Source organism: Paracoccus wurundjeri, assembly GCF_030678915.1.
Classification (GTDB): domain Bacteria; phylum Pseudomonadota; class Alphaproteobacteria; order Rhodobacterales; family Rhodobacteraceae; genus Paracoccus; species Paracoccus onubensis_A.
In genome coordinates, this window is record NZ_JAUUTZ010000014.1 from 108,481 (window position 1) to 120,190 (window position 11,710).

The 11,710-nt window shown below is 62.6% G+C and carries 12 protein-coding genes; 4 read left to right on the top strand and 8 right to left on the bottom strand.

What is annotated here, in order from left to right:
- Nucleotides 1–11: 11 nt before the first annotated feature.
- From Q0601_RS14840 to Q0601_RS14855, 4 genes are all read right to left on the bottom strand, one after another.
- Entirely contained in the window at nt 12–803 is a 792-nt protein-coding gene (locus Q0601_RS14840; RefSeq protein WP_305290633.1) for an SDR family oxidoreductase, read from the bottom strand.
- Nucleotides 800–1,000, bottom strand: a complete 201-nt coding sequence (locus tag Q0601_RS14845; RefSeq protein WP_305290634.1) for a hypothetical protein — start codon at nt 998–1,000, stop codon at nt 800–802. Before Q0601_RS14845 ends, Q0601_RS14840 begins: the two co-directional genes overlap by 4 nt.
- Before the next feature lie 105 nt (nt 1,001–1,105).
- A complete protein-coding gene (locus tag Q0601_RS14850; protein WP_305290636.1) occupies nt 1,106–1,915 on the bottom strand; it encodes a S49 family peptidase in 810 nt (269 codons plus the stop codon).
- Between the two features lie 96 nt (nt 1,916–2,011).
- The gene (locus tag Q0601_RS14855; protein ID WP_305290651.1) at nt 2,012–3,052 is read right to left on the bottom strand and encodes an NAD(P)/FAD-dependent oxidoreductase; all 1,041 of its coding nucleotides are present in this window, start codon (nt 3,050–3,052) and stop codon (nt 2,012–2,014) included.
- Nucleotides 3,053–3,295: 243 nt separating this feature from the next.
- On the opposite strand from Q0601_RS14855, the gene mnmC2 reads away from it, so the two are divergent.
- Entirely contained in the window at nt 3,296–3,973 is a 678-nt protein-coding gene (gene mnmC2, locus Q0601_RS14860) for a tRNA (5-methylaminomethyl-2-thiouridine)(34)-methyltransferase MnmC2 (protein ID WP_305290637.1), read from the top strand.
- A gap of 210 nt (nt 3,974–4,183) precedes the next feature.
- Here mnmC2 and Q0601_RS14865 read toward each other — a convergent pair whose 3' ends face one another.
- The 4 genes from Q0601_RS14865 to Q0601_RS14880 are packed head-to-tail and all read right to left on the bottom strand — an operon-like array spanning nt 4,184 to nt 8,225.
- The gene (locus Q0601_RS14865) at nt 4,184–4,909 is read right to left on the bottom strand and encodes a rhomboid family intramembrane serine protease (protein WP_305290652.1); all 726 of its coding nucleotides are present in this window, start codon (nt 4,907–4,909) and stop codon (nt 4,184–4,186) included.
- Nucleotides 4,910–4,916: 7 nt separating this feature from the next.
- Nucleotides 4,917–5,549 carry a glycosyltransferase family 29 protein gene (locus tag Q0601_RS14870; RefSeq protein ID WP_305290638.1) on the bottom strand — a complete coding sequence of 211 codons (633 nt, stop codon included), beginning with the start codon at nt 5,547–5,549 and terminating at the stop codon, nt 4,917–4,919.
- Nucleotides 5,546–6,583, bottom strand: coding sequence for a glycosyltransferase family 4 protein (locus Q0601_RS14875; RefSeq protein ID WP_305290639.1), 1,038 nt, complete (start codon nt 6,581–6,583; stop codon nt 5,546–5,548). Before Q0601_RS14875 ends, Q0601_RS14870 begins: the two co-directional genes overlap by 4 nt.
- Nucleotide 6,584: 1 nt before the next feature.
- Nucleotides 6,585–8,225 (bottom strand): MFS transporter, encoded by a 1,641-nt coding sequence (locus Q0601_RS14880; RefSeq protein ID WP_305290640.1) that lies wholly within the window; start codon nt 8,223–8,225, stop codon nt 6,585–6,587.
- 367 nt (nt 8,226–8,592) lie between these two features.
- On the opposite strand from Q0601_RS14880, the gene Q0601_RS14885 reads away from it, so the two are divergent.
- The 3 genes from Q0601_RS14885 to Q0601_RS14895 all read left to right on the top strand — a co-directional run bounded on the left by Q0601_RS14885 (nt 8,593) and on the right by Q0601_RS14895 (nt 11,539).
- On the top strand, nt 8,593–9,381 hold the full coding sequence (locus tag Q0601_RS14885) for a L,D-transpeptidase (protein WP_305290641.1): 789 nt from the start codon (nt 8,593–8,595) through the stop codon (nt 9,379–9,381).
- A 127-nt stretch (nt 9,382–9,508) separates the two neighbouring features.
- Entirely contained in the window at nt 9,509–10,582 is a 1,074-nt protein-coding gene (locus Q0601_RS14890; RefSeq protein ID WP_305290642.1) for a hypothetical protein, read from the top strand.
- 30 nt (nt 10,583–10,612) lie between these two features.
- Nucleotides 10,613–11,539 carry a lytic transglycosylase domain-containing protein gene (locus Q0601_RS14895; RefSeq protein WP_305290643.1) on the top strand — a complete coding sequence of 309 codons (927 nt, stop codon included), beginning with the start codon at nt 10,613–10,615 and terminating at the stop codon, nt 11,537–11,539.
- Nucleotides 11,540–11,710: the final 171 nt, after the last annotated feature.

Sequence of the window (11,710 nt, forward strand, 5' to 3'; positions counted from 1 at the left end):
AAAATGTCATATCAGCTGCGGTTTGATCCCGCCGGGCCCTGAACATCCGGCGTTTGCCAGCACAGATGCTGACCGCCATCGACGCAGATCAACTGACCTGTTACGGCCTTGGCATCAAGGAAATATCCAAGCGTATCAGTTATATCCTTCGGATCAGCTCCACGTTGCAGAATCGTCGCCGCGCGCTGCGCCGCATAATGCTCCGGGCTTTGCCGGGCACCGATCAGGGTCGGTCCGGGACCGATCGCATTCACCCGGATCGCGGGTGCCAGCGCCTGTGCCGCAGTGCGCGTCAGTGACCATAATCCAGCCTTGGCCAGCGAATAGGTCATGAATTCCGGGGTTGGCTTCAGAACCCGCTGATCGACCATATTAACCACCAGCCCGGTCGCGACCGGCTCACCCGCATCATCGGTGTCCACAGCCGCTGATTGCGCGGCAAACGCCTGAATCAACTGAAGTGGCGCCCTGAAGTTCGAGCCGATGTTACGATTCCAGCTCTCTGTCGTCGTGCTGTGGATATTATCGTAATCGAAGATAGAGGCATTGTTCACCAGAACCGACAGGCGGCCCAGTTCTTCGGTCACTTGCGGGATCAATCCGGCCGTCGCCGCCTCGTCCAGCAGATCGGCCCGGACCGTGATGGCCGACACGCCCAGCGTCCTTGCCTGCGCCGCAACCTCTTCGGCCTCGCTGGCCGAGCGGTCGTAATGCACCGCAACGTCATAGCCGCGCCCGGCCAGATACAATGTCATGGCACGACCAAGCCGCCTTGCCGCGCCCGTCACCAATGCAGCGCTCATAGCAGCACCCAGACATAGACCGCATAGCCTGCCAGCCCGACTATGCGCGTTATCGATATGCCGCGCAGCAGAAAAGCCCCAGGCAGAAGCGCGGCGCCCAGCATGACCCATAAATCAAGCTGCAACATCTGTTGTGGCACAGGCAAGGGCGCAAAGACAGAAATGACACCCAATATGGCCAGAATATCAACGATCACGCCGGTCGATCCCCAGCATTTTCAACAGGAACCTGCGGAATCCGGGGCCACTGACAAGGGCAAGAACAACTATGATCAGCAGGAACAGAACAACTGCGCGAATACTCATCCCCGCGCCCCGAAACTGGCAAATGCCGCCCGTTCCTCGGCTGCATCAAGGAATGCATCCGCAGACAGGCCAAGACGGCGGAACAGGGGACGGCGCGGACTGAGGACCGAGAATTTCACCTTGTCGCCGTAAAGCTCTTTGATCTTTGGCGCCAGATGACCGATCCCATCGGCAAGCCCCAGTTCGACCGCCTCGCGCCCGGCCCAGAATTCACCGGTGAACAGATCGCGATCCTCTGGCAGCCGCTTGCCGCGCCGGGCGGTGACATGCGCCTTGAAGGCCGCATGAATAGGTTCAAGCACATTGCGCAACCGCTCGACATCCTCGGGGTTTTCGGGGCGGAACGGGTCCAGGGTGGATTTCGACCGCCCGGCGGTATGCACCCGCCGTTCGATTCCCCAGCGGCCGATCAGTTCGTGAAAGCCGAAGCCTGCCGAAATGACCCCGATCGAACCGAGAATAGATGCCTCGTCCGCCCAGATATCATCCGCCGCACAGGCCAGCCAATAGCCCCCGGACGCCGCTACATCCTCGACAAAGGCGTGAACCGGCACCCCTTTTTCATCCGCCAGCCTTCGGATACGCGCCGCGATCAGCGACGATTGCACCGGCGAGCCTCCGGGGGAGTTGATCGCCAAAGCCACGGCCACGGGCTTGCCCCGCGAAAAGGCGCGCTCGATCAGCGGCGCCAATGTCGCGTCGTTCAATCCACCGGCACGGCCGGACATGCCGATCGCGCCCTGCATCCGGATGACGGGCACGCGCGGGTTTCGGGTCAGAAATCGACTGATAAACGGAATATGCATGTCGCCTCACATATGTGTACGGGATGCGGGCGGCAAGCCACCGGGGCGATTTTATGACCGCTTGCCGCGCTGCGAGTCCCGTCAGGCACGGTTGGTTCAGATCAAACGGAACCCGTCGGGGATCCGGTCATGATTCTCCAGTATAAGATCGGCCATGACAAAGGCGATTTTGGGCGCCATGCCAAAGCCGATCTTGAAGCCGCCATTCGCAACGAAATGCCCGTCCCGTCCCGGCCACGGCCCCAGTAACGGCGCACGGCTTCTGGCCCGTGGGCGCAGCCCTGCCCAGCGATCCAGCACCGGCGCGGATGCGAGCTCTGGGCAGATATCGCGGGCCCGGGCGATGATCTCATCAAGACGCGCATCGGTTTCGCAATGGGCATACTCATTCTCCGAGGTCGAGCCAACCGCAACCGTGCCATCATCATGCGGCACGATATGCACGCCATGCGCGAATATCTGCGGCATGCCCGCCGCATCATATCGCAACAGTGCCGACTGGCCCTTGATGCCCTTGCCGACCGGGCGATCCAGATCGCGTGACAGCATCTCCAGCCCGGGGGTTCCCGTGGCCCATAAGACGGTGCCGGACAGGTCCTGCGGATGGGCGGGCGAATGTTCGAGGATCTCGCCGCCTTCGGCCCGAATGGCGGCTGCAAGCGCGGCAAGCGCGGCGCGCGGATTGATCCGGGCACTCAGCCCATCCCGCAACCAGATCCCGGAAGGACTCGCCGGAAACAGCGCTGCACCGGGCCGGTCCGTCAGACACATCCCCATCCCCTCCGGCCAGCGCTGCTTTGACGCCGCGATACGGTCGCGCAGCCTTTCGGCGGTCTGCTCATCCTCGACCGGTTGCAGCCTGCCGCTGCGTGCATAACCGGTCGGCAGGCCCGATGCCTTCCCGATGCCGGCCCAGAAATCCCCGGCCATCAGCAGGCTGTCCAGTTGAAATGCCTTCTTGTCGTTCCAGTTCTCAGGCGCATGTGGCGCCAATGCGCCCACATGCCCGCCCGAGGATCCCGCGCCGATAGCCGCGGCCTCGATCAGCCGGACCTTCACACCGCGACGAAGACATTCCCAGGCACAGCACAGCCCAAGGATCCCGCCGCCAATGACGGTTACGGCTTCGGATGATATGAAGGAGCCGGACAAGAGAGGAATGGCCTTTTGGTAAACTGAATACGCCCCCGGATATTCGCCCGGCGCTTTGCGCGCAAGCTGTCGGCCGTTCGGGAATATCCTTGCGGACTCGTCCCCGGCGCTTTTATGACGCGAAGCCAAGACAATCCGTATCCGGGCGGTCACGATTGACCCCTGATGTCAAGGTTAGCCGTATTAAGATGAACAGCCCGTTTGAACTCGTGGCCGGAGGGAACGCATATGGTTGTGAATGATGGTGCCGGGAACGGCAAAGCCGAGGGGCCCGCATTGGAATGGCGCGAAGGCGGCGTGCCGGTCGCCACGGATTTCGACGACCCCTATTTCAGCATCGCCGACGGATTGGCGGAAACCCGGCACGTCTTTCTGGCGGGGAATGATCTTCCCGCCCGGCTGCGCCCCGGCTTTCATGTGGCAGAGCTTGGCTTCGGCACCGGGCTGAACTGCCTTGCATTGGCGGCAATGACCCAGGTTCCGGTCGTCATGACCAGTTTCGAGGCTTTCCCCCTTAGCCTGTCCCAGCTTGAACAGGCCCATGCCGCTTTTCCTGAACTGGCCGGGATGGCGGCTGAACTTCGGGCGGGATGGGGCGCCGATACGATCTTTGTGGGGCAGGTGGAATTGCGGCTGATCCTTGGCGATGTCCGCGATACCCTGCCCCTTTGGCAGGGGCGCGCGGATGCATGGTTTCTGGACGGTTTCTCGCCCGCCAGAAATCCCGAGATGTGGTCCGAAGCCGTGCTGACAGAGGTCGGAGGGCACACGGCAAAGGACGGCAGTTTTGCCACCTATACCGCCGCCGGACATGTGCGGCGCGCGCTTGAGGCCGCCGGCTTCAGGGTAGAGCGCCGCCCCGGTTTCGGTCGCAAACGGCATATGAGCCGTGGCCTCATGATCTGAGTTTCAGGTGGAAAGGCCAATCGCCGCAGGATCGGTGACGGCCACGCGCCAAAACGTTTCGGGTTTGACATGAACCAGATCTTCCTTGCAGCCCGCCAAAGCCGCGTAGTGCCCGGCCGCGGATGGGCGCTGCGCGGCGGGTCTGCGGCCCTTGATTCCGCGTGGGGGCATAGCCGGACTATCGGCGTCTCAATCAAAACCCGAAACGCTTTAGCGCCGCACCTTCGGAATCCGGCTTGGCCCGTAGACCGCATCGTCATGGGGCGGCTTGCCGTGGTTGCGGTTCCAGAACTCCGCTCCGCCGCGCCGCAGGAAAACCGGGATCGTCAGAACCAGCCCGGCCACGAATCCTCCGGCATGGGCCCAATAGGCGACGCCGCCCTCTGCCCCGATCATGCTGAAACCACCGAAAAGCTGGATGGCAAACCACAGGATCAGCATGGTCCATGCGGATACGGTGAAAACCTTGAAGAATACCACGATGATCAGCAGGATATCGATCCGCGCCCTAGGAAACAGCAGCAGGTAACCACCCATCACTCCCGCAATCGCTCCCGAGGCGCCGACCATCGGCACCGAGGATGACGGATCGGCCGAGATCTGCGCGAAGGCGGCCCCCAGCCCGCAGGCAAGATAGAAGCACAGGAAACCCAGCCTGCCCATCTGATCTTCAAGATTGTCGCCGAAGATCCACAGGAACAGCATGTTCCCCGCAATATGCATGAACCCTGCGTGCAGGAACATATGGGTCAACAATCCCCACATAAGCTCACCATGCGAGATGGCCAGCGGATAAAGCGCAAGCCAGACCCAGAAGCCCCGAGTTTCGTCAAAAGCGGGAAGGGTCAGCAGATACATCGCCACATTCGCCGCGATCAGCCCATAGGTGACGACCGGCTTTCTGGTTGACGGATTATGGTCGCGGATCGGAAACAGCACCGGCTTATCTGCCTTTTGCCGGTGTGGTCAGCGTCAACCGCTCATCGCCTTGCGCCAGAGTGGCAACCCAGGCGGCTTCGGCCCCGAAATCATGCGGCACCTGTTCGGCGGTCCGGCGGCCTGACAGGCTTTGGCTGGCGAAGAAGTCGAACCCATACAGGGTAAGACGCGCAAGTTCCGAGCGCATCAGCAGGTCGATCAACATTGCTCCGGTGCTGGGCGGCGCGGCCAGCCGGTTTTTCAGGGCCCGGTAATCCGACAGGGGATGCAGGTAGAAACCGTCGCTGCTGGCGCTTTGCCAATCCAGTCTTTTCCGCTTATGCGACATCCACAGGATACGCCCCGGCGCGATCCGGGCGCGATCCTTCGCGGACAACCGGGTGGCAAGCCCCAGCCAGTCGGTCCGACCGCCATGGCTGCGCAGAGAGGGCATGGGCGCGCGATTGATGCGCACCACCAGATCGCGGCTGTCGATCTGCGCGCCCTGCTCCGCTTCGCTCAGGGTCCGCGCGTTGCCAACCAATGCCACCGATTTGCCTGCCAGCGACCCTAGCAACTCCCCTTGCGAGACGGAAAGAGACAGCAGAGCCGCCTCGTCCCGCAGCAGCCGGGCGATATGGAAGCGCAGCGGCGTCATGGCCGCGCCAGCAATTCGTTATAGACCTGAACAAGCGCCCGCGCCTCGGTTTCGATCCCGTGATGCTGGACCGCATGGGCGCGCGCGGCCTGCCCTGCATTGGCCAAGGCGGCAGGATCGTCCAGCCAATGCGCGACGGCCCGCTGCATCTCTGTACCGTCTTGCGGGGGGATCAGCGTTCCCGCCTGCGGCACGATCAGTTCTTCAAAGGCGCCGACACGCGTCGCCACGACCGGCACGCCGCAGGCCATCGCCTCTAGTGGGGTCAGCCCGAACCCTTCCCAGCGTTGCGGCGCGACATAAAGATCAAGTGCGCCGTACCAATCGGCCATCTGGTCAACCGTCACCTCGGGCAGGAACCGGATGCGCCCGGTCAGGCCGGCCGCTTCCACCTGCCGTTTCAGATCGGCCAGATAGGTCTGATGCTTCTCGGTCGCGCGGCCCATGACAAGCGCTGTCGCATTCGGACGCGACGGCAAAAGCGCGATCATCGCCTGCACGAAATCACCGGTGCCCTTCTGCGCGCGGATACGGCCATAGCAACCGATCAGCAAATCCGTTTCCGGCAATCCCAGCCGCGCGCGCAGCACGGCCCGATCGGCAGGCGGGGCGAAACCATCCGTGTCGATGCCGTGATGGATCACCTGCGCCGGATGCTCCAGATAGGCCGCCCCCTTGGCCGAGGTCGCGATAAGGGCATCCATCTGCGCGATCAGCCATTTGGTATAGCCGCTATGCCTGCGCTGCGAGGCCGAGGTGAACAGCAGCCGGTATCTGCGCCGCAAAATCCGGACCAGCAACAACCCCAGCAGCATCTCGGTATTGCGTCTTGCATGCCAGACCCGCCAGCGGTCGCGCGGCATGAAAACGGCCTTCAGCAACGGAATATGCGGCAGGCTTGCGGGCAAGCCGGGGCCGGTTGCGGCAATGGCAATCATCCGCGCCTGCACCGGGATCAGACGAACCACCGTGGCCGTCACCCCGGACAGGCGCCGCTTGAGATTGGGGGCGACAACCAACGGGTTCCGGGTCATCTCATGGCACCTCGAGCTTGCCGATCAGCGGAGCGTCATCCTCAAGACTGACCGAATGCCGCTCGATCATGCGATGCACGACCGGCTCGCCTTCGCCGCGATGCAGGGCGCGAAGCGCAGGCATCTTCTCGGCATCGGATTTGGTGCGACGCAGATTATGACGGATATATTCGTCCCATGTGGCAAGATGATAGCTTTCCGTCCAGAATTCGGGATGCTCCAGATCGCGAAGCAAGGCCCAGTTCCGCGCCCCGTCGCGCCGGCGCATATTGCGGCGCTCTTGCATCAGGCGCAGGAATTCCGGCACATCCGCCTGCGCGATCTTGTAATCGATCATGATCATGATCGGCCCCGAGCGCCCCCGCAGATCCAGCCGCAGCGCCGGTTCCTGAAAGCGGTTGACGGGATCGAAATTCGCCTTGCCGAATTCGGGCGCACGGAACCACAGGCCGATCAGAGCGCCCGTCGACATCATGATGCCCGCCGCAGTCAGGGACGTGCCCAACCCCTCGGTGCCGGCAATTGCGCCCCAGACCCATGATCCCGCGGCCATGCCGCCGAAAGTCGCGGTCTGATACAGCGCCAGCGCGCGCGCCACCACCCAGCGGGGCGTCGAAAGCTGGACGGTCACGTTGAACAGCGACAACGCCAGCACCCAGGACGCCCCGGCAGGCAGCATCGCCAACGCATGCAGCCAGACGGACCCGGTCTGGCCCAGGATGGCCAGCGCCAGCGCAAAGCCAAGGAAGGCGCAGCGGGTCACGATCTCATTATTGTAGCGGGCCCTGATCCGCGGATTCATTATTGCCCCGACAATCGCGCCGACCCCGAAACACCCCAGCAACCCGCCGAACAGCAGCGAACCGCCTTCGGGATGGCTTTTGGCGACCAGCGGCAACAATGCCAGCACGGCGACACCGGAAAAGCCGAACAGCGCCGCCCTCAGAATGACCCGCAACAGGTTGGGCGACAGCGCGACATAGCGCAGCCCCGCCCCCACCGCCGAAAAGAACGGCTCCCGGCTCATGGTGCGGGGAGCCGTGTTCGGTTTCCACCGCGCCAACGCGCCCAGCAGCGGAATATAGCTGACGGCATTGACGGTAAAAGCCGCCGCCGCGCCAAGCGACGCGACGATAAGCCCGCCCGCCGCCGGCCCGATGCTGCGCATCAGGTTGAAGCCGACCGAATTCAGAGTCACCGCGGCCGGCAAATCCTCGCGCGGGACCAGATCTCCCATGCTGGCCTGCCAGGGCGGATTATACAGCGCCTGCCCCGACCCGATCAGAAAGGTAAAGCCAAGAAGCACCCAGGGAGTCAGCGCGTCCTGCCACGCCACGATTGCCAGAACGAGCGAGGATAGCAGCATCAGGCCCTGCGCGACCAAAAGCAGCAGCTTGCGGTCGAACATATCCGCCAACGCGCCCGAGATCAGTGCCAGCAACATGATGGGCAAGGTGTTCGAAGCCTGCACCAATGCGATCAGCGTTGCGCTTTCGGTCAGTTGCGTCATCAGCCATGCCGCACCCACCGCCTGCACCAGCCCGCCGAAATTCGACGCGAGCGTCGCCGCCCAAAGAACACGGAAATCACGATGCCGGAATGGCGAAAATGCCGAAGGCTGGGAATTGGCTTTGTCTGTCACGTCAAATTTCATTACCGATTTCGCATCAGCTTAGCATGCGCAGCCGGAAGGGCAATCGGGCGCATCGGAACAGGCGCCGCATGGCCCGGGCAGTTGTGGAAATAACGAGAGTGTGAGCTATTTACATCATAAAGTTGTTTTAAATCTCAGAAAAACAATCATAGGGAGATCCAACTAGGTTAGATTAGCCACAATCCTTAACCAAATATCAGCATAGCCCTGTCACGGGGTTGACTGCCCGAGCGCGTGACAGGCTGATGGAGGCATCTCGAATCTTGCAAGGTTCTGCTGCCATGCCGGATTCGCAACCCTCTATTGTTTCGGATGCCCTCTGCGGGCATCTGCTGCCGAATAAGGATAATTAAAGATGCGCTTCGCTTACCTGTTTGCTGTTGCGGCTCTGGGCCTTGCGGCCTGTACGCCCGCTCAACGCGCGACAATCAATCTAGATGCCGGGCATGTTCCGGCCGAATATCAAGCCCGGACCGATACCGGTCCGAATGGCGAGCCGATCGACATCCCCGCTGTTCGCGCCGCCTATCTGAATGATCGCAACAAGCGTCAGCGTGTTCCCTTCAACGGCCCTGAAAGCGAAGGCAGCATCGTCGTAGATCCCTATGCGCGCGTGCTTTACCACGTTCTCGGGAATGGCGAGGCCATGCGCTACGGCGTAGCCGTCGGCCGGGCCGGCAAGGGCTTTGCCGGCAATGCCGAAGTCGCATTGAAGAAAAGATGGCCAAGCTGGACCCCGACCCAGAACATGATCAACACCGAGCCCGATCTTTACGCCCAGTTCGCCGGCGGCCTGCCCGGCGGTGTGGACAACCCGCTGGGTTCCCGCGCGCTTTACCTGTATCGCGGCGGGCAAGACACCTATTACCGGATTCACGGCACCATGGATCCGTCCTCGATCGGCAAGGCGACCTCTGCCGGATGTATACGCCTGTTCAACCAGGACATCATGGATCTGTTCGATCAGGTCAAGCCGGGCGCCCGTGTGACGGTCCGCAGTCAGGCAGACAGCCTCCGCTACGAAGGACCGCTGATCGAGACTCCCGAGGGTTATGTTATTCCCGCACGGGAACAGGCACTGGCAACGGGGGAAGCGCCCGCCGGTCTTCCATCACCAGTTGAAAGCGCGGTGCCGGCCCGCTGACAGCGGTAGATATTATAAGTGTTTTTTGGGCCCCGATTTACCGATCGGGGCCAATTCAATTGCAAATCGGCGCAGACTGCCGCAATCTGCGCGCCACAATTCAATCCGATATCCTCAGGGGACCATAATGCCGAATTTTCAGAAACTCGAACAGGACATTCTACCTGCGAAAGAAAAGACGCTGGCCGCAGCCAGCCGGAAACCGGCCATCACCGATCTGACCGACGAGAAATTGCTGAAACTCATTGCCGATCTGGGCAAGGTGCTGAAATCCGCGGGCAATCCCGGACAGGGTGACGATGTGACAAGGGCCGACATCCTGGGCGCCGCGCTTCGCCGCACGCATAACGAACGCCGCCGCCGCGGCATAAAGGCCGACAGCGAGGCTACAGCCACGACCAGCCCCACCACAAAGGCCAGCACCACCACCAAAGCCAGCGCCACCACCAAAGCCAGCCCAACCGCTAAGACAGCGACAACCCGTACTGCGCCCGCCTCGAAATCCGCAAGCCCGGCGCGCAAGCCTGCAGCACGCAAACCGGCAAAGGCCCGTTCGTCGGATCAGCGGACCGCATCGCGCCGCGTCACCAAACGCCCCACGAAACCGGCAGCGGCGGCAGAGCCCGCGCCCGCAGCAAAGCCCGCCTCTGCAGCCACGGTCGCATCGACGGCGAAACCCGCACCGGCGACCAAACCAAAACCAACTGCGTCAGCAGCGCCAGCCACAAAGACCCGTTCGTCGGATCAACGGACTGCATCGCGCCGCGTCGCCAAGCGCCCCGCGAAACCGGCGGCGGCGGCAAAGCCCGCGTCCGCAGCAAAGCCCGCCTCTGCAGTCACGGTCGCATCGACGGCGAAACCCGCACCGGCGACCAAACCAAAACCAACTGCGTCAGCAGCGCCAGCCGCACCGGCAACCGTCGTCAAGTCGGCTCCGCCCGCCGCGGCCCGACCAGAGACGGATCCCGACAAAGAAGCCCGCAGGGCCGCAAGAAAAGCCGCCAAGCAGGCAGCGAAACAGCTTGAGAAAGAAGCCAGAAAAGCGGCGAAAAAAGCCCAGAGAGAGGCAGAGAAGGCCGCAAGACAGGCTGAGAAAGCCGCCCTCAAGGCCAAGAAAGCCGCAGAACGGGCAGCAAAGAAAGAAGCGAACAAGGCCGCACGCAAGAAAGCCAAGGCCAAGGAAAAGAAGAAGGACAACTGATACCGATCCCGCCAAACTCATTTTCCGTATATGCGCCATTTCATCGGGCTTTTAGCAATTTTCCTTATCCTGTCCGGCGCTGCCTCGGCGCGCCCGGCAGTGGATGCGATCATCGGTCTTCCTCCACCGCCGCATGCCAGCGAAGATCAACGCTGCTCGGATGACGGACGCGACTGTGTCCGGCTGAAACGTTACGCCAGCGATGTCTGCCTGCTGATCGAGAGAAACGCGGCCGAGCATAAGCTTGATCCGAATTTTCTGGCGCGGCTGCTGTGGAAGGAAAGCCGGTTCGAACCCGGCGCAGTCAGCCCGGCAGGCGCACTGGGTATCGCCCAGTTCATGCCGGGCACCGCCGATCTTTACGACCTCGACGATCCGTTCAACCCCGCCAAGGCCATTGGCAAGGCGGCATGGTATCTTGCCTATCTGCGCGATTACTTCGGCAATATCGGCCTTGCCGCCATCGCCTATAACGGCGGCGAAAACCGGGCAGCGCGCTTCGTCGGCGGGCAGATTTCGACGCTTCCCTATGAAACGCTGGATTATGTCGAGGCGATCACCGGCTACAGCGCCCTTCGCTGGCGCGACAACCCTCCGGCCGATGGCGATCTGAAACTGGAACTGACCCCGGGCATGCCCTTCATTGCGGCCTGCGAAAAAATGGCGGGCGATCGCAAGCTGCGCGAATTCATCACGCAGCCCCCGGTTTCTCCATGGGGCGTGATCATCGCCAGCCACCCAAGCCGGTCGGGCGCGATGCAGCAGGTCACCCGCCTGAATCGCAGCCTTCATCCAATTCTCGGCGGCAAGCGCGTCGGCTATGTCCGCAAGAAACTAAGCGGCATGCCGCGCACCGTCTACACCGCGCAGGTCGGTTATGACAGCAAGAGCGAGGCGGCGACCTTCTGCCTGAAATTCAAGCAGCTTGGTGGCCGTTGTATCGTGCTGAAGAACTAGCGGTGGAGGTTGTCTCTAGCGCCTGTCGCGTTACAGCGGAAACGCCGGTTACTCGCGCCACGCGATGGGGGGGGGGGGGGGGGGGGGGGGGGGGGGGGGGGGGGGGGGGGGGGGGGGGGGGGGGGGGGGGGGGGGGGGGGGGGGGGGGGGGGGGGGGGGGGGGGGGGGGGG

What these genes read in the sequence shown, in the direction of transcription:
- Q0601_RS14840 (WP_305290633.1), bottom strand. Translation starts at nt 803, where the DNA reads ATGAGCGCTGCATTGGTGACGGGCGCGGCAAGGCGGCTTGGTCGTGCC.
- Q0601_RS14875 (WP_305290639.1), bottom strand. Translation starts at nt 6,583, where the DNA reads ATGACCCGGAACCCGTTGGTTGTCGCCCCCAATCTCAAGCGGCGCCTG.
- Q0601_RS14890 (WP_305290642.1), top strand. Translation starts at nt 9,509, where the DNA reads ATGCCGAATTTTCAGAAACTCGAACAGGACATTCTACCTGCGAAAGAA.
- Q0601_RS14850 (WP_305290636.1), bottom strand. Translation starts at nt 1,915, where the DNA reads ATGCATATTCCGTTTATCAGTCGATTTCTGACCCGAAACCCGCGCGTG.
- Q0601_RS14870 (WP_305290638.1), bottom strand. Translation starts at nt 5,549, where the DNA reads ATGACGCCGCTGCGCTTCCATATCGCCCGGCTGCTGCGGGACGAGGCG.
- mnmC2 (WP_305290637.1), top strand. Translation starts at nt 3,296, where the DNA reads ATGGTTGTGAATGATGGTGCCGGGAACGGCAAAGCCGAGGGGCCCGCA.
- Q0601_RS14885 (WP_305290641.1), top strand. Translation starts at nt 8,593, where the DNA reads ATGCGCTTCGCTTACCTGTTTGCTGTTGCGGCTCTGGGCCTTGCGGCC.
- Q0601_RS14895 (WP_305290643.1), top strand. Translation starts at nt 10,613, where the DNA reads ATGCGCCATTTCATCGGGCTTTTAGCAATTTTCCTTATCCTGTCCGGC.